The sequence below is a fragment of the Chryseobacterium taiwanense genome (assembly GCF_000813825.1).
In the GTDB taxonomy this organism is placed as follows: domain Bacteria; phylum Bacteroidota; class Bacteroidia; order Flavobacteriales; family Weeksellaceae; genus Chryseobacterium; species Chryseobacterium taiwanense.
In genome coordinates this window covers 75,753-98,880 of the sequence record NZ_JWTA01000007.1, presented here as the reverse complement: position 1 = coordinate 98,880, position 23,128 = coordinate 75,753, and the positions used below count along the sequence as shown (strand labels likewise).

Genomic DNA, 23,128 nt, shown 5'->3' with positions numbered 1-23,128 from the left:
TTATGGTTATTTTGTGATATCTCTACCGATCACCAATCTCTGGATTTCAGAAGTACCTTCACCAATAGTACAAAGTTTTGAATCTCTGTAGAATTTCTCAGCAGGGAAGTCTTTTGTGTACCCGTATCCTCCGAAAATCTGAACGGCATTGTTAGAAATTCTTACACAAGCTTCAGAAGCATACAATTTTGCCATAGCTCCTTCTCTTGTCATTTTTTGTTTAGCATTCTTCAATGTAGCCGCTCTTTGGATCAATAATTCAGCAGCATCGATTTCAGTTGCCATATCTGCCAACATAAAGTTGATCGCCTGGAATTCTGAAATTGATTTCCCGAACTGATGTCTTTCTTTTGCATATTTTAAAGCAGCTTTATAAGCTCCTCTTCCTGTTCCTAAACTAAGAGCTGCAATAGAAATTCTTCCTCCATCTAGAATTTTCATTGCCTGTTTGAAACCTTCACCCACTTCTCCTAAACGGTGAGAATCCGGAACACGAACGTTGTCAAAAATCAATTCCGCTGTTTCAGAAGCTCTCATTCCTAGTTTGTTTTCTTTTTTACCAGAAGTAAAACCAGGCATTCCTTTCTCCAATACAAAAGCCGTTGAATTATTTTTAGCTCCTTTTTCACCTGTTCTTGTCATTACTACTGCAATATCTCCGGAAATAGCGTGAGTAATAAAGTTTTTAGCTCCATTAATAATCCAGTCATCTCCGTCTCTTACAGCAGTTGTAGACATTCCTCCTGAATCTGAACCTGTATTGTGCTCTGTTAATCCCCAAGCTCCGATTACTTTACCTGAAGCCAACTGAGGAAGCCATTTATTTCTTTGCTCTTCATTTCCAAATTCATAGATGTGGTTCGTACAAAGTGAATTGTGAGCTGCAACTGAAAGACCAATAGAAGGATCTACCTGAGAAATCTCATCAAGAATTGCAACATACTCATGATAACCAAGACCAGAACCTCCATACTGCTCAGGAATAACAATCCCCATAAAACCCATCTCACCTAACTGATGAAATAAATCTTTAGGAAAAGTCTGGCTTTCGTCCCACTCCATAATATTAGGTCTGATATTTTTCTCAGCAAACTCTCTTGCTGTTTCAGCTATCATTTTAATGTTGTCAATAGTCTCTGTATTCATAATAGATAATAGTTAGTTCCCAAAGATAAATAAATTGACGGAACGTCCAAAAAAATTATTTTCGCCATAATAATTAGTCAACAAAGCTTTAGTTTTCAATTTTTTATATTCTAAAAATTAATGATTTCTTAATATTTTTTTCTAAAAATCAATTTTAATAATTTACTAATTTAGCCTCCCAATACTAAAGCATGAAAAAACTTCTACTTCCTGTAATTTTGATTTCATCATATTTTGCAGCGCAAGTTCCTGCAGGATATTATGATGGCACAACCGGTTTGAGTGGTTATGCACTAAAATCAAAACTTCATGATATTATTTCTGCAAAAAATATCAACTGGCACTATGGTGATCTTACCAACTATTATAACCAGACCGATCTAGATAAATATTATGATTATGGTGCCGCCAACACCACTATATTATTAGATATGTATTCTGAGATTCCGACAGGACCGGATGCGTATGAATATACCACCGCAAACATCATCGGAAGTGCAAGTGCAGAAGGGCAGGGCTGGAATCGTGAACATATGATGCCACAAAGTACATTTTACAGTAATTATCCAATGTATTCGGATTTATTTTATGTAGTTCCAACCGATGCGAGAATTAATCAGTTAAGAAGTAATTATCCTTACGGAATAGTAGGCTCTACGATTTATTATACATTTACCAATACTTCAAAAATCGGGAATTGCGCCATCCCTGGAATGACTTATACAGGACGTGTGTACGAACCTATTAATGAATTTAAAGGAGATGTAGCGAGAAGTTTGTTATATTTTGCCGTACGATATGAAGGAAAGTTAGGCACTTTTAATTTTAATAACAATACCAATCCGGCTTCAGATACCAATCCTTTGGATGGCACAGAAGAAAGAGCTTTTGATCCAGCTTATATTGCGATGCTCCTTCAATGGCATCAGCAAGACCCTGTTTCTCAAAAGGAAATCGACAGAAATAACGCCGTATATACTTTACAGAAAAACAGAAACCCTTTTATTGATAATCCGACTTGGGTAAATGCCATTTGGGGACAAACTCCTGATACGGTTGCTCCACAAACACCTACCAATTTAGCAGTAACTCAAAACAGTGCTTATTTCACCACACTAAGCTGGACACCAAGCTCTAGTACAGATGTTATCGGTTATAAAATTTACCAAAACGGAACTTTGGTAGGAGCTACAAGAAATACAACTTTCAGTGTAGATCATTTAACTCCTTCAACAGCGTATACTTTTACCATTAAAGCTTATGACAACGGATACTTGCTTTCTTCGGACAGCAATACAGCCTCTGCAACAACTTTAGCTTCTGATAGCTACGCTAAAGATCTGATGGTTACAAAATATCTGGAAGGAACATCCAATAATAAGGGAATAGAAATCACCAATAAAACGGGACACCCTGTAAATTTGAGCAATTACAGATTATCAATTCAGTTTTACAGCGGCAGTAACTATTATTTTGTAGATCCTTATGAACTGGATGGGATCATTCAAGACAATGAAACGTTTGTCGTATTACATCCTGAAGCTAATTTTTCTTGTTATACCATTAATCAGGCAAAATTTGTAACTGCAGCTCCGCAAATGACGTATTCAGGAAGCCAGTATCTTGAATTAAGATATCAATCGACAACAGTAGATGCAATCGGAGTTTCCGGTGCAAGCAATTCTTCAACATTAGGAAATGTTTCTTTATACAGAAAGGCAAGTGTAACCCAACCTACGACAAGCTTTGCTATTTCTGAATGGGATTCTTATGCAAGCAATTATTGCCAGAACTTGGGATCATTATCAACTTCAGACCTTATCACTTCTCGCGATGAATCACTTAAAATCTATCCAAATCCTGCTAATGAAAACATTTTTGTAAGCGGAAAAACAGAAGAGATACAGTCTGCACAAATTTTAGACTACTCAGGAAAAGTGATTTCTACAGAAAAAACTCCGTTCAAAAGTAAAAAGAATATTTCCGTTCAGCACTTATCTACAGGTTCTTATTTATTAAAACTTGACGGGAAAATCTATCCGTTTATCAAAAAGTAATTTTACACTTTTACTATAACAACAAAAACCGCCAGAAAATCTCTGACGGTTTTTTATTTATAAAGAAACTAATTTTAGAAATCTAATGTAATTGATGCTCTTACAGCAGCTCCCATAATAGGTCTTGCCATTCTGATATCTCCTGTTCCTGTAAGCGGAGATCTCGGATCGCCTTCTGTAATTCCGATCGTATTGAAAATATTGGTTCCGTCAACAGCAAATCTTATTTTTCCCATCTGATAAGAGGTTCCTGCCCCGAATTCCGAAAATGAAGGTAAGATATTTTTGTCCGTATTCGCTTCATCCTGGAAACGTTTACCATAGTAATTCATGCTTACATACGCTCTCCATTGTTTGGTAATATTCACGGCCGGAGCAATATTAAAATAGAATTTCGGCATTCTTCTTACCGTATTTCCGTCGTAATCAAAGAAATTACCTGCTGAATCTGTTCCTGTGAAGTTTTTATATTTCGGATTCTGAATTGTTCCGTTAAAATTCACTTCCAGCAAATTATTGAATAATCTTGCATATCCTTCCAATTCCACTCCAAAGTTGGTGGTATTGGCAAATTTATTTTCAGAAGTTCCGTCAGAGAATACATCCGTAAATGAAAGATTTTTCAAAGTAGAGTAGAACGGAATCACCGCGACATCGAATGTTCTTGAATAATATTTATATCCAACTTCCAATTGATTGGTTGTTACCGGTTTTATCGCCGACAAATCATTCATATTATTATAGTACGCCTCTTCATTCGGAGATCTGAATCCATTAGAGAAACGTGCATAGACTGCATTTTCTTTATTGATTTTATAATTCAAAGCCGTTGTGAAAGACACTCTGTCTACATCATAGTACCAATACGTGTATTTATTTCCTAACACTGCAATATTATCATCAGCAGTAGTTGTCAAGAAAGAATGTGTTCCGTCTGTAGTTAATCCTGAATTATTCAGGTTTGCAGTAGTTGTATTTACACCATACCCCTTATAAGAATCTTTGCTGTAACGGATTCCTCCATTGAAACTCAAATTATCAGTAATATTATAATCTAAATTCAAATACAGATCATTCAGACTTCCCTGAACTTGAGAATCTCTGACTAGGAACGACATATCTGTAACTCCGTTATAAGTTTTAGAATATCCTGCGCTTGTCGGAGTTAAGGAAGTATCAACCAAATTCAAAAGTTCCGGTCGGTCTGAAGCGGTTGTTAAAATATTGCTCCAGTTCCAGTATTGATGAGATTTCCAGTTGGATTTATAAAAACCTGCCGTTACATTTCCTTTGTCAAATTTATAATTGAACTGTAAATCGTTTACGAAATTATTCATTTGCTTATCAATTGCCCAGAAACCCAACTTCTGAACATAAGCAGGATTTACAATTGCTCCGTTACTTACCAATGAATACTGATAATTATTTCCAGTGATTCCTTCTGACTGAGCAAAATCAGCCATTGTTTGAGGTCCTCCAGCCGGGAAAATTCCGGTATAATTCATATTGATATTCGTATACCTTGTTTTATTGATCACAGAGAAATTACCTCCCAAATCATATTTAAACTCAGCTCCCAACACATCAACTCTAGGATGAATTCCATCTTCTAAATTTCTATTGAAAAATCCACCTCCTGCTTGCGGAATATTTAACTGACTAATCGCTCTATAGCTGTATGTTCCATAATTAGCATCAAAACCAGGGAATTCTTTCAGATCATTTCCATTTTGAGACAAGGGAATAGGAAGGAAGAATGTATTTCTATCATCAAGCTTTTTATAATAAACTTTAGCATAACCTTTATCGAAGACATATTTCAGATTCATTCTGACTTGTCCGCCATTATTTGCTTTAAAACCTGTTTTTCTGATTCCGTTATCTGTTCTGTAAAAACCACCGACATTAAAGAATAATTTATCCTGTACCAAAGCACCACCCAGATTAACATCTGTACGCATCAAACCATACGTACTGGTCTCTACTTTTGTGGTTCCTTTAAAATCATTGCTTCCTTCTTTTGTAATAAAGTTGATCAAACCTCCGGGAGAATTATTAGCATAAATAGATCCTGAACCACCTCTCAAAGCTTCCAGCCTGCTTACAGAATTATCTACACGGAAGAAATTATCCGCATTGGCAAACTGCAAAGCTCCGTCTTCAAAAACCGGAAGTCCATCTTCCTGAACCTGCACAAATTCATAAGCTCCAGCAGAAGGGATACCCCTTGCAAAAAGGTTATTTCCCACTTCACCACCCGAAGTTTCCACTGCAAAACCAGGAACTCTTTGTAATAAAGCAGCTGCACTGATCGGGTTTTGCTTCTGAATTTCCTTTGCGGTAAACGTAGAAATTGCTGTACTGGATTCTATTTTCTTTTTTGGATTTGAGTTTCCTGTGATTACTACCTGATCAATAGATGCCGTTCTCGTAGAGTCCTGTGGAGTCGTTTCCTGAGCATACGTATTATTAAAATAAAGCGTTGCAATTCCGGCAAGTAAAAAGATCGATTTTTTTTTCATAGCCCTGTTAATTTATAGTTAGTTTTAATTTTGAGTTTGATCTATTTTAAACATTAAGAGTAGGTAAGGTTTTAAGTTGAATGAAGGAAAACATCAAAGATGTTTTATAAGCACATTACTAAATATTTGATAAAATCAAATCTCTTATTCTCCTTTTTAAACCATAACATCTTAATTCCTTAATGTTTCATTTTATTTTAGTTTAAGATACACTCCATTTGTCCATCCAAAACCATCCTGATTAGGATATTCTCCACCTCCTGCAACTGTTTCTATATCTAAAGCATTGTACTTCTCCATTAATTTCCCTGTGTTTTTATACACCCTTTCCACATTCGCACACCAATTTCTTTTTATCCTTTCTGCCAAGTCGTCAAAACCGTAATTTTTCATGGCTTTATAGCCCAACCATTGATATGGTGCCCAAGCATTCGGAAGATCCCATTGTTGTCCGGTTTTCTTTGTGGTGGTCACCAATCCGCCTTGATAGAGAAACTTGTCTTCAATATTTTTTGCAATAGACCTTGCCTGTTCTTCATTTGCCAATCCCAGAAACAAAGGATAAAGAATAGCAATATGTTCAGATGAGGTTGTTGTATTTTTCTTCCTGTGAAAATCTCTATAAGTCCCGGATTTCCCATCCCAGAAATACTTATCGATCATCTCTTTTCGGTTTTCGGCTTTTTCTTTGAAAATATTTTCTTTTTCCGTCAAATGTTGAAGCGATGAAGATTTTGCTAATGTTTTTTCCAAATGCCATAAAAGACAATTCAAATCAACTTGAGCCAAATTCAATGTTTCAATCGTCTGTATGTTTTCTCCGTCTGCAAACCATCTGCTGGAAAAATCCCAGCCCGATTCACAGGCGCTTCGTATGTTTCTGTAAAATTCGCCACCTGCATTTTCAGAATCTTCAATATCTATTAAATAACTTTCAGGACGTGGTTCGTTTTCTGCATCATAATATCTGTTTAAAACATCTCCATTACTGGTTTTCAATACTCTTTCTGAACTTGATCCATTTTCCAGCTTTTCAACGCCATTCATCCAGAAAGCATATTCTTTTTCTAGTGTATCATGATAGTTGATGTAAATATTTTCATCTTTAGTTGTTTCAAAAAGCAGATCCAGCATCAATGAAAAATACGGTGGTTGAGAACGACTTAAAAAATGAGTTCTGCTTGCATTCGGGACAAATCCAACGGTCTGAATCAAATAAGAACAGTTCTCAATAATGTTTTCCATCATCTCAATTCTTCCCGAAGCCTGTAAACCCAGCATGATATAATAGCTATCCCAATAGAAGAACTCATTGAAACGTCCTCCCGGAACAACATAAGGTTTTGGAAGTTTTAGTAAAGTTCCTTTTTCTTCGTAAGCTGTTCTCGTCAATTCATCCCAAAGTTTTTCAATATGCTCTTCAATTGGCAATTGTTCTTCTCTTTGAATCGAAACTTTTGCTCCTAAAAAGTCAAAATTCGATAGGACAAATTCTTTCAAATCAAAATTTTCCGACTGTTTTTCCGCTTCATATTTTACATTTATATCATCAATTGGAAATAACGGAACTGCATCGGTCATCATCTTTTGATCTTCGAAAATCTTTGATCGTTGAACATCATCAAAAAGAGTCTGAATTTCGTTTATGTATAATTGTTTGTTCATCTTTATTTTTTTGGATTTATTTTTAATTTATTCATGAAAATTGCTGAAATAATCAACAACGAAAGGGGAATTAAGGAAAGGTAAAACGCCTGCTGTCCGCTAAATTCCTGGAACACAAAACCGGTAATTATCGATCCTATTGTTCCTCCGATTGCAGAGAAAACTACGATTAAACCAGACATTGCACTGTGTAAGTATTTGGGAATCGATGCTAAAATCACAGAGTTAATACTTGGATAAATTGGAGCTAATAAACCTCCCATTAATGGAAATAAATACACAACCAATGGGGCATTTAACCAAGTTGTTCCAGCATCAATAGTAATGTTGTGAGTCAAAGGAAGTACCAATAAAATACTAATAGCGAAACCAACCACACAAAAAGAAACCACGTAGATCCAACTGAATTTCTTCGAGAAAAAACCAGATAAGAACCTTCCCAACGCAAAAGCTCCCGCCAAAACCGCTCCCGCCTGAATACTCATCGAAGTTGGAACTTTTAAAATTTCTTTATAAAAAGTCGGTGTCCAAGTCTGGAAACTTTGTTCAACCAACACAAAAAGGAATGTGCATAATAAAAAGAATAAGACTTTTCTGTAGCCAAACAAACTTGCACTGTTTTTTAAATCTCCCAGCAAATCTGTTTTTTCACTTTTTGCTTCATGTTCATCTAATTTTGTGAAGAATAAAAACAAAAATGACAAGGTTGAAATTCCACCCAACACCCAATATACATTCAGCCAATGGGTCGATCTTGGATTGTGGTCATCTATGAACAAGCTGAATAAAACATTTCCCATTAATACGCCGATCATAAAAAAACCTTCCAGATAACCCATAAAACTTGAATGTTCTTTATCTGTATTCGTCACCAATCCGATGGAGGTGAAAACTGAAATTTTAATTAAAGCGAAAGAAATTCCGACAATCGTAAATAAGAGTTTAAAAAACCAAAAAGCATTAGTGAAAGGCATCACAAAACACATACAGCTCACCAATAACAAAGCAATCAGCATTGATTTTTTGATTCCGATTTTTGGTAAAAATGATGCTAAAATGAATGAACAAATTGCAATCGGTAAATCTTTGAAACCTTCCAAAACACTCGCATGAGACTTGGAAATTCCGAAGTTTTGCTGAACCTGAAGAATCACGGTTCCTACAGAATTCAAAAGAATCGCAAAAACGAAATAATTTAAAAATAAAACTGCTTTAATATTGAAATTTTTCATTCATATAATTTCTTGTGGGCTAAGATAAAAGCATTTGACTTCACATTAATTTAACATGATAAATCAATATTTGAACTATATTAATATAATTATTATTTTAGCTAATAAAATTCGATTAATTAAATGAAAGTCACTTTTGAACGAGTCATTCCTGATGAAAAAAGCTCTTTTCGCACGATTCACAATAATTCGCCCATTTCTGAATTCAAATGGGAATACCATTATCATCCAGAAATTGAACTTGTCTGTGTGATTTCAGGGAGCGGAACCCGACACGTTGGCTATCATAAAAGTAATTATACGAATGGCGATTTGGTATTAATTGGTTCCAATATTCCTCATTCAGGTTTTGGTTTAAATTCTATTGATCCGCATGAAGAAATTGTGCTTCAGTTTAAAGAAGAAATTCTACAGTTTCCACAACAGGAAGTGGAGGCGAGGTCAATAAAAAACCTTTTGGAGTTATCAAAATATGGAATTCATTTTCATGATGAGGTACACAAAACAATGCTTCCAAAATTGGAATTAATGTTAAAATCAGAAGGATACAAAAGATACTTATTGTTATTGGAAATCTTGTTTGAGCTTTCAAAATGTGAAAATTATGAGCTTCTGAACAAGGAAATCATGCCTTATACGATTATCTCTAAGAACAAAACACGCCTTGAAAACATATTCACGTACGTTGAACACCACTTTGATAAAGAAATCAATATTGAAGATGTTGCCAAACTTGCAAATTTAACATTACCCGCTTTCTGCAATTTTTTCAAAAAAGCGACACAGATTACCTTTACAGAATTCGTGAATCGATATCGTATTAATAAAGCCTGTTTATTGATGGCACAGGATAAAAGTATATCAGAATGTAGCTACAGTTGTGGTTTTAACAATGTGACGTATTTCAACAGAATGTTTAAAAAATACACAGAAAAAACACCTTCAGAATTCATGAAGAACTTTGCCCATAATAAAGTGAATGTAGATTTAAAGGTAGAAGATGAGGTAAAAATTAAAGCTTCATTCTAACTTTATACCCATCATTTTATAGATTATTGATATAAGCAGATTCACTAATAATCAATATCTATAAGTCTTTCTGCTTATATTTTTTATTTATAAGTAATTATGCTTATATTTGCAAAATGATAGCGGTCATTACCGGAGATATTATAAATTCACAACACGCGGAAACGGAAGTTTGGATCACCAGACTTAAAAATCTTCTCGAAAATTGGGGAAGCGCTCCTCACACATGGGAAATCTACAGAGGAGATGAGTTTCAGTTCAAATGTAATATAGATGACGTTTTCTGGCGTTTCTTAGCCATAAAATCATTAATAAAAAGTCAGGAAAATTTAGACGTAAGAATTGCCATTGGAATTGGTGAAGAAAATTTTTCTTCTGAAAAAATCACCGAGTCCAACGGAACCGCCTATGTACATTCCGGAAGACTTCTTAATGATTTAAAAAACGACGGTCATACCGTTGCTATCAAAACCTCAAATGATTCAGTAAATAAAGATTTGAATATTCTTCTCAAATGGTCATCAAAGGATTTTGACAACTGGACAATGGCTACTTCAGAAATCATTCACGAGATGATTATGAATCAAGATATTACACAAGAAGATTTAGCAAAAAGGTTTAATATCTCACAGTCCTCCATAAGCCAGAGGCTGAAGCGTGCAAACTACGAGCTTATCGTAGAGACCAATCAATATTTTAGAAAGAAAATTTCAGAACTGTAAGATGATTTTTATTCAACTCATATTGGCACATTTACTTGGAGATTTTATTCTTCAGCCAAATTCTTGGGTTGCAGAGAAGGAAAACAAAAAACTAAAGAGTAAATATTTGTACCTTCATATTCTGATTCACACAGTGTTAAGTTTTATATTTCTTTGGAACTTAGAACTTTGGTGGGTAGCCGTTTTGGTGGGAATTTCACACTTTATTATTGATGCCACGAAACTGAGTTTTCAAACCATTAAAAATAAAAAAAGCTGGTTTTTTATCGATCAGGCTTTACATATTGTAGTGATCACAGGAGTTTCTTTTTATTTTAATGAATTCAATCTTGAATTTTTAAAAGATCAGAGCTTCTTAAAAATTTTGATGGCAGCATTGTTTTTAACGACACCTGCATCAATTTTTATTAAAATATTATTGTCTTCATGGACACCCGTTCCGGAGACCGTAAGTAATATACAAACCGAATCTTTATCGAGTGCCGGAAAGTATATTGGGATTTTAGAACGTTTACTCGTTTTCACTTTTATCATGGTGAATCACTGGGAAGGCGTAGGTTTTATGGTTGCAGCAAAATCTGTTTTCAGATTCAGCGACTTAGCACAGGCCAAACAAAGAAAATTGACAGAATATGTACTAATCGGTACGCTGTTGAGCTTTGGAATGGCAGTTTTAACAGGAATTTTAATTAAATAATAAAAATAAATCTAGTAAGAAATGGAAAAGAAAGAAATGTTGTACGAAGGTAAAGCAAAACAAGTATTTGCTACCGATAATCCTGATCAAGTAGTAGTACGTTTCAAAGACGACGCTACAGCATTTAATGCTCAAAAAAGAGGATCTGTTGATTTGAAAGGTGAAATGAACAACGCCATCACAACTTTGATTTTTGAATATTTAAATGAAAAAGGGATTAAGACTCATTTCATTAAACAATTGAACGAAAGAGAGCAATTGGTAAGAAAAGTATCTATTATTCCTTTGGAAATGGTGGTAAGAAACTATTCAGCAGGAAGTATGGCTCAAAGATTAGGAGTGGAAGAAGGAATTAAATCTCCGGTTACCATCTTCGATATCTGCTACAAAAAAGACGAATTGGGAGATCCGCTTATCAACGATCACCACGCTGTTTTCTTAGGTGCTGCGACTTACGAAGAGCTTGATGAAATGTATGAATTAACTTCAGATATCAACGAAATCTTGATCGATCTTTTCGACAAAATGAATATTATCTTGGTTGACTTCAAAATTGAATTAGGAAAAACTTCTGACGGTGAGATTATCTTAGCTGACGAAATTTCTCCTGATACTTGCAGACTTTGGGACAAAGACACGATGAAGAAGTTGGATAAAGACAGATTCAGAAGAGATCTTGGTGAAGTTACAGAAGCTTACGTTGAGATCTATAACAGATTGAAAAACGTGCTTGGTAAGTAATTAAGCTAGAAGTTGGATGCTGGAAGTTTATTGGCTAAAAACAAAGTTTAATAATAAACTTCAGACTTCAAGCTCCCAGCTTCCATCATTATAATTTAGAAAAAATAGAAATGAAAAGTTTAGACGTTCATAAAAGTGAATATTTAAAACAATTTGAAACTCAAACCTACGGAAGAAACCTTTTCAGAACGAAGGAAGAAGAAAGACTAGATGCTCCAAACGAGGAGTGCGGTATCTTCGGAATGTATTCTGATAATGATTTGGATACGTTTTCTCTTTCACAGTTCGGGCTTTTTGCATTACAGCACAGAGGCCAGGAAGCTTGTGGTATTTCTGTCTTAAAAGACGGAAAAATCACCAATATGAAAGATGAAGGATTGGTTTTGGATGTTTATAAAGAGATCCCGGATCCTGAAACTTTTATGGGAAATTCTGCAATCGGACACACTCGTTATACGACTGCAGGAGACAAAAAGAAATATAATTTCCAGCCATTTTTCGCGAAAAACGAATATGACCAAATCATCCTTTCCATTGCACACAACGGTAACCTTACCAATGCAAAAGAATTGAAAGCTCAATTGGAAGCTGAAGGGGTTGTTTTCAGAGCAACTTCGGATTCTGAGGTGATCTTAAGATTAATTCAAAAAAATCTTGATCTTGGACTTCGTGGAGCCATCAAAGCGACTATGGAGAAAATTGAAGGAGCCTATTCAGTTGTGGGAATGACAAGAAATAAATTCTTTGCATTCAGAGATTTTAACGGGATCAGACCTTTGGTTTTAGGAGCCATCAACGAAAATTCTTACGTTGTCGCTTCTGAATCTGTAGCGTTAGATGCTGTTGGAGCTCAATATGTTCGTGATATTTTACCGGGAGAGATCATTTATACGAATGAAAACGAACCTGGAAAACTTCACTCTATTATGGTTGATGAAAGTAAAGCGAAACAAAGAATCTGTTCTTTCGAGTACATTTATTTTGCAAGACCTGACTCTTCTTTAGAAAATATCAACGTTTACGAAATCAGAGAAAAATCGGGAGAGAAAATCTGGGAACAAGCTCCTGTAGAAGCTGATTTGGTAATTGGAGTTCCTGATTCGGGAGTTCCGGCTGCCATTGGTTTTGCTAAAGCTTCGGGAATTCCTTTCCGTCCGGTTCTGATTAAAAACAGATATATCGGAAGAAGTTTCATTGTACCGACTCAGGAAATGAGAGAAAGGGTAGTGAACCTGAAGTTGAATCCTATCATTTCTGAAATCAAAGATAAAAGAGTAGTTATCATAGACGATTCTATCGTTCGTGGAACAACCTCAAAAAGATTGGTTAAAATCCTTAAAGATGCAGGAGTAAAAGAAATTCACTTCAGAAGTGTTTCGCCACCAATTATCGCCCCTTGTTATTTAGGAATTGACACACCATCAAAAGATGACTTGATTTCTGCAAATATGACAACCGAAGAACTTAGAAATTATTTAGGAGTAGATTCTTTAGAATTTTTAAGCATAGATAATCTAAAAACCATTTTAGGTTCTGCTAATCACTGCTTCGGATGTTTCACAGAAGAATATCCTGTAGGAAAAGGAGAAGAATTAGAATTATTTAATTAATTTTCTTTCCACTCTATAAAAATAAAATGTCAGACTTAAATTTTAAGTCTGACATTTTTTATTGAAAACAGATTGTTTAGAATTTATATGCTACACCAACTTGGAATACGTTGTTTCTGATAGCATCACCCGAATTGTTTTCTACGATATCTGTAGCTCCGGCAACGAATCTTGCGGTAACCCCAAATCCTTGTGCGATGTAATAACCTGCTCCAATTCCGACACCAAAGTCGAATCCTTTGTAGTAGTTATCTACATCTACAGAACCTCCGTCTCCTTTAATTTTTTTACTAATTGCAAAACTGAACTGTGGTCCGGCTTCCAAATATAGTTCAGGAAGAACATTGTACTGTAACATTACAGGAACTGAGATATAATCAAGATTTAATTTCACACTTGAATAATCTTTATTTTTTGCTCCCATTCCACTGTACAAAACCTCCGGCTGTACACTGAAAGAAGTTGCTACCGGAATATTTGCAAATACACCTCCGTAGAATCCTGCTTTTGCTTTCGCATCGTCAGCATTGATAGAAGATACATTAAGACCCGCTTTTACACCAAATGATACCGGCGAAGCTGAAGCCTTTGCTTTTTGCTGTGCAAACGTTAAAGAACTGATTGCAAGAGCAATTCCTAAGATTGTTTTTTTCATAATTGTTATTTGATTGATGATTTATTAATTTTCTATTCTTTAGTATACAAATTTCTTGCCAAAATTTATTAATTTAAATTAATATTCATAAAAAACAAAACACATTTCATCAAAACAAACAAATATTTAAACACCTATTTTCCAGTTAACTCCAAACAAAAATGTCAGACTTAAAAAGTAAGCCTGACATTTTTTATTGAAATTAAAATTTGTTCTCTGATTATTCTAAACCTTAGAATTTAAATGCTAAACCAACCTGGAAAGTGTTATTTCTAACAGCATCTCCATTATTTTCTTTGAAAATATCAGTTGCTCCAGCTACATATCTTGCCGTAAGACCAATATTAGGAGTAAAATAATATCCTGCTCCAATACCAATACCTAAATTAAAAGTATTCAAGTCATCTTTGTAATTGTCAGATTTTGTTGATTGACCTGTTTGTTCGTTTTTAATCTTATTGGTAGCACTTACCATTAAACCAAACTCCGGTCCTGCTTCTAAATAAAAGTTCGGAACGAAATTATACTGGAACATTACAGGCACTGCCACATAATCCAATTTTGTAGAAGCTGAGTATTTATTTCCTAACACTGTATATTCTGATTTTTCGCCATATTGAGTATAAAGTACCTCCGGCTGAATGCTGAATGAACTAGCAATCGGAATATTAGCAAAAACACCTGCATTAAAACCAATTTTTGATTTTTGATCATCTAATCCTTCATCTTTAGAAAGTGAAGAAACGTTCATCCCTGCTTTTACACCAAATGCAACCGGACTAGATGAAGATTTTGTCTGCTGTGCAAACGCCAATGTACTTGCCGTTACTGCTAATCCTAAAATTAACTTTTTCATAACTTTAATTTTTTAATGCTTACTATTTCTAATTTTAAATTTTACTACTGTCTAAGTTTTTCATTAGACGGAGAGTATCTTTCAAATTGCTTGCCAAAATTAAAAACGGAGAAAAAGCCAATAAAAAACCGTCGGAAAATCCGACGGCTATAAATTGTATTAATTTAATAATCAATAAAATAAAAACATTCCAAAATTCATGTTTAGAATAGTTCTAAATTTATTTTTTCATTAAAAACACCTTCATTTTTAAACAGAAAAACTAAGCATTATTCAATTTTCTATAGAAATTTAATGATTCTTGGATGTTATTTTGACTGCATTGGTGATCAAAAATACATGCTCCGATTTCTGAAAGCAATGAAAAATTGATTTTACTGTCTACATTCTTTTTATCATTCAATAATAAAGCAAAGATATCTTCATCTTTAAAATCACTAATATCTAAATAAGGATAGTATTTTTGAACGTTCTCAATAATGATATTTTCTTCTTCTTCTGATAACAATCCTTCAAGATAGGAGAGGTGTGCCTCACAAATCATTCCGGCTGCAACTGCTTCTCCATGAAGAATAGGATTTCCCTGTCCAAGACATAAGCTTTCGATAGCATGACCAATGGTATGGGCAAAATTTAGCGTTTTCCTGATATTTTTCTCATGAAAATCCTGCTCTACAACATCCTGCTTAATATTCATAGAAGTCTGAATATGGGGAATCACACTTTCTATATCTAATTTATTGATGCGTATAAGATTTTCCCAATGAGATCTATCAGCAATCAATCCATGTTTCAGCATCTCGGCAAAACCGCTTCTTAATTCTTTAAAAGGAAGGGTTTCTAAGAATTTTGGATATACAAAAATCTGCTCCGGGAAGGTAAAAGTTCCCACCATATTTTTAAAATGCATCAAGTCGATTCCTGTTTTTCCTCCTATAGAAGCATCACACATTGACAGAAGGGTTGTAGGAATATTGATAAACTGAACTCCTCTTTTATAGGTAGAAGCAACAAAACCTCCCATATCGGTAATTACTCCACCTCCTAAATTAATAACCAGTGCTTTTCTATCTGCCTGCATTTCTGTCAAAATTTCCCAAAGCTGATTGGCAGTCTGGATATTTTTCATTTCTTCACCCGCTTCTATCTCAAGAATTTCAAACCCTAAATCCGTCTCCATATTTCCTAAAAGAACAGGAAGACAATATTCATGGGTATTTTCATCAACAAGAATAAAGATTTTGCTAAACGTATTTTCGTGTAAGAATTCGTTTAATTGAGAAAAATTATCATTTAATATTGTTATCATTTTCTGATTTTCTGTAGGGTTATTTATAAAACTATATTGCAAAGTTATGATTCTTAATTTTTAACTCGTTATTAAATTACTATCTTTGCACAAATATTTAGCATGAGCAGAGACAATAATTCAGGAAGACCAAAGAAACCAAGAAGTTCAACAAGAAATAATTCTGATGATTCTCGTGCTTCAAGATCAGGAAATTCTTCTGGTTCAAAACCTTTCAAAAAGTCTTTTCCTAAAGCGGGAGAAAGAAATTCAGATTCCAGAAAAAGTGGTGGTACAAGTTACCAAGACAGAATGGATAAGAAGTTTGGGAAAACTGAACAAAAAGACTTTATTACCAATTCGAGTGAAGAAAAAAAATCGTTCGGAAAATCAGCTCCAAAAAGAGGCGGAAGCAGACCTAATACCTTTGATACAAGAGATAAGTATGAAAGAGGTAGCTTAAAATACGGAAGAAGACCGGGAAGTGGTGATGATAGAAATCAGGATGGTGCAAAATCTTTCGTACAAAAAAGAAGGCTGAACAAAATAGAAAAAGATATTCATAAAGATACTATCCGTCTTAATAAATATATTGCCAATTCAGGAATCTGCAGCAGAAGAGAAGCAGATGAACTGATTACTCAAGGTTTAGTAGAAGTAAACGGAAAAGTGGTAACTGAAATGGGATATCAGGTTCAGAAAACGGATAAAGTAGTTTTTGACGGACAAAATATCACTCCTGAAAAACCGGTTTATGTACTTTTGAATAAACCAAAAGGATATATTTCTACCACAAAAGACGATAAAGCAAGAAAAACGGTAATGGATTTAGTAGCCAATGCTTCTCCATATCGTGTTTTCCCTGTGGGAAGATTGGACAGATCAACAACAGGGGTTATTCTTTTAACAAATGATGGACACATGACAAAGAAATTGACGCACCCATCATTTGATGCTAAAAAAATCTATCATGTAACGTTAGATAAAAAGTTAACTCATGAAGATATGAAGTTAATTGCAGAAGGAATTCGTTTGGACGAAGGAGTAGCGGTTGTAGATCAGATTTCTTTCATTGAAGGTAAACCTAAAAATGAAATAGGTATTGAGATTCACATTGGATGGAACCGTGTGATCAGAAGAATTTTCCAACGATTAGGATATGAAGTGGAGGCTCTTGACAGAGTAATGTTTGCGGGACTAACGAAGAAGAATATCAAAAGAGGACACTGGAGAATCCTTACTGAACAAGAAGTAAACAATCTTAAAATGCTTTAATTCATAAAGTAATTTTAAAATCAATAAAAAAGACGCTGAAATATTTCAGCGTCTTTTTTTATTTTCTGTCATTCTGACGAAGGAAGAATCTTTTAATTAATAGGATTCTTCCTTCGTCAGAATGACAGTTTATATTGTTATAATAATTACCCTAAAACCGTCACGCCTTTCTGAATCATTTCATAAATAGCATCTCTTCCGTTTTCCGGTTTTACATTTACTGCTTTGGTTCCGTTAAAATGCAGACATGTAATATATCCGTTGGCAACAGCATCTGTACACGTAAACTTCACACAATAATCCATTGCTAATCCTACGATCTCCACCAACTGAATTTCATGATATTTTAAGAAGTCATCTAATCCCGTTTTCATGAAGTGATTGTTATCTTGAAACCCGCTATAACTATCGATTTCGGTATTTTTACCTTTCTGAATGACATGAGTTACTTTATCTCTGTTCAGATCTTTATGAAATTCTGCCCCGAAAGTTCCCTGCACACAATGATCGGGCCACATAAACTGAGGAACACCATTTAGAATAATGCTTTCACCCACTTTTCTATCATTATTACTTGCGAAACTTTTATGATTTGCAGGATGCCAATCCTGAGTCAGTACAATCTGATCGTACTCATTTTCTTCCATCAGAAGATTGATATAAGGTATTACTTCATTTGCTCCTGGAACAGCCAACGCACCACCTTCACAAAAATCATTTTGTACGTCAACTATTATTAATGCTTTTTTCATATTTAGAATTCTCGAATTTTTGATAAATGTACAAAAACTAACCTTCAAAAAATTGTCCAAAAATTAATTATCGGACAAATCGGCATTGTAATAGCAAATTCAATCATCATCCTATATTCCGGATATCCCATATCAATAGCGTATCTTTGCACAAAATAAGTTTTTATGTCATTTGAATCTCTAGGATTATCACACAATATTATACATTCCGTTAAAAAATTGGGATATTTAAAGCCATTTCCAATTCAGGAGCAGGCTGTTCCGGTTATTTTACAAGGAAAAGATCTGATGGGAATTGCACAGACAGGTTCCGGAAAAACTGCTTGTTTTGTGATGCCTATTTTAGAAAAACTACAAAATACTGAAGTTAAGAAAGACCGTAATGTTCAGGTTTTAATATTGGTTCCTACGAGAGAGTTGGCGATACAGATAGATGAAGTTTTCAGAGCTTTTACAGAAAATTTGAAACGTGAAGTCCGTACAATGGCTGTTTATGGAGGAGTTTCTATCAATCCACAAATGAAAGGAGCGTTTGGTGTAGAAGTCCTTATTGCAACACCTGGTCGTTTATTAGACTTAATTGAGCACAACGCATTAAGTATTTCCAGAATCCAGCATTTAGTCATTGATGAAGCTGATAAAATGTTTCAGTTAGGTTTTGGTGAAGAAATGAATAAACTTTTTGCCATGATGCCTGTAGCAAAACAAGTCACCTTGTTTTCTGCGACTTTGAATGACAAGGTTTCCGAAATGAAGGAGCGTTTATCAATCAATCCTACGATTATTGAAATCAAAAAAGAAGAGGTTGAAATTGATAATATTGAGCAATTGGCTTATCACGTTGCTCCGGAGAATAAAGGTCCTTTTTTACGTTATTTAATCAAAGAGAAAAACATTGAAAAAGCTTTAATTTTTGTTTCTTCCACAAGATCTGCCGATAATCTGGTAGAAAAACTAAAGAAGAATAAAATAAAAGCGGTTGCTATTCACAGTCAGAAATCGCAGGGGGCACGTAGGAATAATTTAGAAGAATTTAAAGGAAAAGGCGCTCAAATTTTAGTTGCAACAGATTTAATTGGTCGTGGAATCCATATTGATGCCTTGCCTTATGTTATCAATTATGAGCTGCCACGTTCGCCTTTAGACTATATTCACCGTATTGGTAGAACAGGACGTGCTCATGAGAAAGGAACTGCGATAAATATCCTGACAGATGATGAATTACAGCATTTCCGTGTGATTCAAAAGAAAATGGGGAAGAAGGTGACTTTACAAAGAACAGAAGATATTAATTTACACGGTTATTAGTATTTACTTTAAATATAAAAGAGCTTCAATTTTAATAGAATTGGAGCTCTTTTCGTATTTGGAATTCTCTATTTTTTAATAATTTTACAAAGCTGATTTTATTAATTAGCGATACTTAAAATCAACAAAATTGTTTATGAATAATTTAGATCAAAAAAGATTCCCAATAGGTGAATTTCTACAACCACAAACTATAAGTAACGAAGAAGTTTCCGAATTCATAGACACAATCAGTGATTTTCCGAAAAGAGTAAAAAAACTGGTAGAAAACTGGTCAGACGAACAACTGGATACGCCTTACAGAGAAGGAGGATGGACGGTACGACAGCTTATCAATCACCTTGCAGACAGCCATATCAATAGTTTTACAAGATTCAAACTGGCTTTAACGGAAGATAATCCAACAATAAAACCTTACGACGAAGCAAAATGGGCAGAACTTCCGGACAGTAAAACAATGCCGATAAAATCGGCTTTGAGAATGCTTAAAGGAACACATCAACGATGGACGGTTTTACTTAAAAGCCTTTCTGAGGAACAATTCAACCGAACTTTTCATCATCCGGAGCACAATATCAATTATAATTTAAAAAACTCTCTTGCTTTATACGCTTGGCATTGCAATCACCATTTTGCACACATTGAAAATCTGAAGAACAAAAAAGGTTGGTAAAAAAAACGCTTCATAACCGATATTTTTTTGAGGAGATCAAATCGAGAATCTCTACACTTTCTGCTGATTCTGAAAAGAAATGGGGCAAGATGAACGTAGCTCAAATGCTGTATCATTGTGATCTGGTGCTACAGGTTCCTCTTCAAAATATGAAACTTCCAAAGATTAATTTCATGTTCAGAGCCATAGGAGTTTTCACCAAAAGAGAAATGCAAATTTTTAATAACGGAATTCCTCATAATATGCCTACTTTTCAAAAACTAATCGTTAATTTTGAATGTAGTTTTGATGAAACCAAAAACAACCTTTTAAAAACACTGGATTCTTATTGGAATGCCTTTGAAAATGATCGTTTACCAAAGGAACACGTTCTTTTTGGTAATATGACAGAAAAAGACTGGGGATTTTTGGAGTATAAACATCTTAATCATCATCTTAAACAATTTAACGTATGAGTTTTTTTGATAAAATATTCGGAGGAAAAGAAGAAGCAAAAGAGCAAAAATCATTTTGGAAAAAAATAGAATCCGAAGATGATCTGAGAATTGTTATTGAAAATTCTTATGCCTATAAAGTTGCCATATTCAAACATTCAACAAGCTGTTTTATCAGTAAGACAGTCCTGAAAAACTTTGAAAGAGAGATAGAAAATCTTGAAAATAAAGAGGATATCGCAGATTTATATTTCTTAGACTTACTGGCATTCAGACCTATCTCTAATAAAATTGCGGCAGATCTTGATATACGACACGAAAGCCCTCAATTGCTTGTCATAGAAGATGGTAAAGTAATTAATGACGCTTCTCACCAAAATATTTCTATAAATCAGTTATCATAATGAAAAATATCAATACTTATTTAGCAAACATTCTCGAAGTTCCCGTAGAAAATGTGAATACATGCAGTCTTCATTATGAAGTTAAAAAAGTGGCTAAAAATGATTTCCTTTTACGATACGGAGAAATCTGCAGATATAATTTTTTTGTAGAAAAGGGATTGCTTAAGATGTATTCCATTGATAAAAATGGAAAAGAGCACATTATTCAGTTTGCACCTGAAAGCTGGCTGATTTCTGACAGAAGCAGCCTTTATTTCAATGAAAAATCGGTGTATTATATTGAAGCTGTAGAAGATTCTGAAGTGTTATTGTTGCAGCCTGATTTTTTCAAAAAATTGATGGAACATTTCCCTACAATTGCTCCCAAGAATGATATTCTACTTCAGAAACATGTAAGAAGCCTTCAAAACAGAATCAATTCGTTGTTGGGAGAAACAGCAGAGGAAAGGTACCTGAAATTCATCAAAATGTACCCGGATTTGTTATTAAGAGTTCCGCAATGGATGATTGCTTCTTATTTAGGAATTACACCTGAAAGTTTAAGCCGCGTAAGAAAGGAACTGGCAAAGAAAAACTTTGTGACAGATAAATAAAACAAAATCAATTCATTGACGATAGAATAAAAATCATTTTCTTTTTAGGAAATGATTTTTATTATGCACTAATTTCAAAGCTGTGCTTATTTTCGTTCGTTATACTTTTGTAATATTCTGATGGTGTTTTACCGATTATTTCTTTAAAATAACGGTTAAAAGACGATTTAGATTTAAAACCCGCTTCATAAGCAAAAGACAGAAAATTAATATTCTCATTTCTTTCAATGGCTTTTTCCACTATATTTTTAAAATATTCAATGCGGTATTCATTGATGTAGCGATAAAAAGGTTTTTGTCTATAACCGTTCAGCATCTCACTGATCTGATATTTGTTGATTTGTGTTTGTAATGCCAGTTGATCAAGGTTCAAATCACAATCTCTGTACAATTGTTTTTGCCTTACAGACTGATCCATTTTATGCCAAAGTTCACTGAATTTTATTTCGTAATCAACCGTATTTAATGATAAATTCTCTTCATTAAAGTTTTGATTGAATGGTACTTCAAGATTATTATTTAAATCTATTTTTAAAGATGGAGTAGTTTCGGTTTTCAAGCTTTTTCTTACAATTAAAAGACAGATGACCAATAGTAAAAAGTAAGCAACAGTTCTTATTGACAGATTGATTAATTGGTTTTCTTCAGGATAAAGATAAAGCAATGTTTTGGAAGCAATTACTCCTAATTCCATAACCAGGATACAATAAGAGATTCTTGTAATCACATCATGTTCCACCTTTTCAAGATTTTCAGTCTGTGCTTTTCTGACTATTAAAATGCTTTTTAGAGGATAATATAAATTAATGATAAATATTAAATACAAACTGAAATTGTTATACAAATCGAGCAGCCTCTGATCTGCATGATTTAGAATAACAAACACACAGGAAATGGTAAAATAAGCGATCATTAATACAAAAAGCGGAATAAAAATATACCATTTACTTGCAACCGAAAATTCCTTTTTTGTTTTACTCAACGTGTACAAATAGATCAAAGGACCATAACATACTCCAATGAACGTATTCATCTGCTGTCTGATACTTTCGTCAAGGATAAAATTAAAGATTACGAACTTGATCGTCAAATGAACGGCAATCGCTGAAAGCAGAAAAATAAACAGATAATTTGATACAGACTTTTTCTCTCTGAACTGTAAAAGCCAAAGCGCGACAAGTGCCTGAAAAGCCCCAATAATAACTATATATTGCATTCTTCCTTAGGTTTTCACAAAATAAATATAAAATCTTCATTTTATCATTCATAAGTCTATTATCTATCTATTAAAAATTTTATTTACAATTTAACATTAGGTTCATAAATAAATAACAAATAGTTAAATAAAAATAAAACACTGTAATTCAATGTATTAAAAGTATAAATCCAACGAGTGACACGTTAAAGAATTTGATTTTTTCCTTCGGACGAATAGAAATGTTTCATCCCCCACATTTGCATCAAAAAAA

21 protein-coding genes are annotated in these 23,128 nt (G+C 34.1%); 12 read left to right on the top strand and 9 right to left on the bottom strand.

The annotated features are described in order from the left end of the window. Positions 1-6: 6 nt before the first annotated feature. Positions 7-1,146 (bottom strand): acyl-CoA dehydrogenase family protein, encoded by a 1,140-nt coding sequence (locus tag RM51_RS09905; RefSeq protein WP_039368432.1) that lies wholly within the window; start codon positions 1,144-1,146, stop codon positions 7-9. A 191-nt stretch (positions 1,147-1,337) separates the two neighbouring features. Here RM51_RS09905 and RM51_RS09900 point away from each other — a divergent pair, with 191 nt between their 5' ends. Further along, positions 1,338-3,203, top strand: a complete 1,866-nt coding sequence (locus RM51_RS09900) for an endonuclease (protein WP_039368429.1) — start codon at positions 1,338-1,340, stop codon at positions 3,201-3,203. A 74-nt stretch (positions 3,204-3,277) separates the two neighbouring features. On the opposite strand, the gene RM51_RS09895 is transcribed toward RM51_RS09900, so the two are convergent. The 3 genes from RM51_RS09895 to RM51_RS09885 form a co-directional block, all read right to left on the bottom strand. After that, positions 3,278-5,725: a TonB-dependent receptor gene (locus RM51_RS09895; RefSeq protein ID WP_039368426.1), complete on the bottom strand. Its 2,448-nt coding sequence runs from the start codon at positions 5,723-5,725 to the stop codon at positions 3,278-3,280. 192 nt (positions 5,726-5,917) lie between these two features. Next, positions 5,918-7,390 (bottom strand): trehalase family glycosidase, encoded by a 1,473-nt coding sequence (locus RM51_RS09890; protein ID WP_039368423.1) that lies wholly within the window; start codon positions 7,388-7,390, stop codon positions 5,918-5,920. Between the two features lie 2 nt (positions 7,391-7,392). After that, positions 7,393-8,622, bottom strand: coding sequence for an MFS transporter (locus tag RM51_RS09885; RefSeq protein WP_039368421.1), 1,230 nt, complete (start codon positions 8,620-8,622; stop codon positions 7,393-7,395). Positions 8,623-8,745: 123 nt separating this feature from the next. On the opposite strand from RM51_RS09885, the gene RM51_RS09880 reads away from it, so the two are divergent. From RM51_RS09880 to purF, 5 genes are all read left to right on the top strand, one after another. After that, a complete protein-coding gene (locus tag RM51_RS09880; protein ID WP_039368418.1) occupies positions 8,746-9,651 on the top strand; it encodes an AraC family transcriptional regulator in 906 nt (301 codons plus the stop codon). A gap of 116 nt (positions 9,652-9,767) precedes the next feature. Continuing rightward, complete coding sequence (locus tag RM51_RS09875) at positions 9,768-10,373, top strand: SatD family protein (RefSeq protein ID WP_039368407.1); 606 nt, start codon at positions 9,768-9,770, stop codon at positions 10,371-10,373. Between the two features lies 1 nt (position 10,374). Then, entirely contained in the window at positions 10,375-11,070 is a 696-nt protein-coding gene (locus RM51_RS09870; RefSeq protein WP_039368404.1) for a DUF3307 domain-containing protein, read from the top strand. 21 nt (positions 11,071-11,091) lie between these two features. Next, positions 11,092-11,811 (top strand): phosphoribosylaminoimidazolesuccinocarboxamide synthase, encoded by a 720-nt coding sequence (gene purC / locus RM51_RS09865; protein ID WP_039368402.1) that lies wholly within the window; start codon positions 11,092-11,094, stop codon positions 11,809-11,811. Positions 11,812-11,921: 110 nt separating this feature from the next. Beyond that, on the top strand, positions 11,922-13,421 hold the full coding sequence (purF, locus tag RM51_RS09860) for an amidophosphoribosyltransferase (protein ID WP_039368399.1): 1,500 nt from the start codon (positions 11,922-11,924) through the stop codon (positions 13,419-13,421). Between the two features lie 76 nt (positions 13,422-13,497). On the opposite strand, the gene RM51_RS09855 is transcribed toward purF, so the two are convergent. From RM51_RS09855 to aroB, 3 genes are all read right to left on the bottom strand, one after another. After that, the gene (locus RM51_RS09855) at positions 13,498-14,076 is read right to left on the bottom strand and encodes a porin family protein (RefSeq protein ID WP_039368397.1); all 579 of its coding nucleotides are present in this window, start codon (positions 14,074-14,076) and stop codon (positions 13,498-13,500) included. A 232-nt stretch (positions 14,077-14,308) separates the two neighbouring features. Further along, positions 14,309-14,932, bottom strand: coding sequence for a porin family protein (locus RM51_RS09850; protein ID WP_039368395.1), 624 nt, complete (start codon positions 14,930-14,932; stop codon positions 14,309-14,311). A gap of 262 nt (positions 14,933-15,194) precedes the next feature. Further along, complete coding sequence (gene aroB, locus RM51_RS09845) at positions 15,195-16,241, bottom strand: 3-dehydroquinate synthase (protein ID WP_039368394.1); 1,047 nt, start codon at positions 16,239-16,241, stop codon at positions 15,195-15,197. 102 nt (positions 16,242-16,343) lie between these two features. Between aroB and RM51_RS09840 the strand changes: the two genes are divergently transcribed. Continuing rightward, positions 16,344-17,495 (top strand): pseudouridine synthase, encoded by a 1,152-nt coding sequence (locus RM51_RS09840; RefSeq protein ID WP_228375805.1) that lies wholly within the window; start codon positions 16,344-16,346, stop codon positions 17,493-17,495. A 146-nt stretch (positions 17,496-17,641) separates the two neighbouring features. Here RM51_RS09840 and pncA read toward each other — a convergent pair whose 3' ends face one another. Further along, positions 17,642-18,247, bottom strand: coding sequence for a bifunctional nicotinamidase/pyrazinamidase (gene pncA / locus RM51_RS09835; RefSeq protein WP_039368392.1), 606 nt, complete (start codon positions 18,245-18,247; stop codon positions 17,642-17,644). 165 nt (positions 18,248-18,412) lie between these two features. Between pncA and RM51_RS09830 the strand changes: the two genes are divergently transcribed. The 5 genes from RM51_RS09830 to RM51_RS09810 all read left to right on the top strand — a co-directional run bounded on the left by RM51_RS09830 (position 18,413) and on the right by RM51_RS09810 (position 21,659). Then, on the top strand, positions 18,413-19,555 hold the full coding sequence (locus tag RM51_RS09830; RefSeq protein WP_039368389.1) for a DEAD/DEAH box helicase: 1,143 nt from the start codon (positions 18,413-18,415) through the stop codon (positions 19,553-19,555). A gap of 136 nt (positions 19,556-19,691) precedes the next feature. Next, positions 19,692-20,228: a YfiT family bacillithiol transferase gene (locus RM51_RS09825; RefSeq protein WP_039368388.1), complete on the top strand. Its 537-nt coding sequence runs from the start codon at positions 19,692-19,694 to the stop codon at positions 20,226-20,228. Then, on the top strand, positions 20,222-20,683 hold the full coding sequence (locus RM51_RS09820) for a DUF1569 domain-containing protein (protein ID WP_039368386.1): 462 nt from the start codon (positions 20,222-20,224) through the stop codon (positions 20,681-20,683). The genes RM51_RS09825 and RM51_RS09820 overlap by 7 nt, the downstream gene beginning before the upstream one ends. Then, a complete protein-coding gene (gene ytxJ, locus RM51_RS09815) occupies positions 20,680-21,066 on the top strand; it encodes a bacillithiol system redox-active protein YtxJ (protein WP_039368384.1) in 387 nt (128 codons plus the stop codon). The genes RM51_RS09820 and ytxJ overlap by 4 nt, the downstream gene beginning before the upstream one ends. Next, the gene (locus RM51_RS09810; RefSeq protein WP_039368382.1) at positions 21,066-21,659 is read left to right on the top strand and encodes a Crp/Fnr family transcriptional regulator; all 594 of its coding nucleotides are present in this window, start codon (positions 21,066-21,068) and stop codon (positions 21,657-21,659) included. The genes ytxJ and RM51_RS09810 overlap by 1 nt, the downstream gene beginning before the upstream one ends. Positions 21,660-21,720: 61 nt before the next feature. Here RM51_RS09810 and RM51_RS09805 read toward each other — a convergent pair whose 3' ends face one another. Beyond that, on the bottom strand, positions 21,721-22,875 hold the full coding sequence (locus RM51_RS09805; protein WP_039368378.1) for a helix-turn-helix domain-containing protein: 1,155 nt from the start codon (positions 22,873-22,875) through the stop codon (positions 21,721-21,723). Positions 22,876-23,128 lie beyond the last annotated feature (253 nt).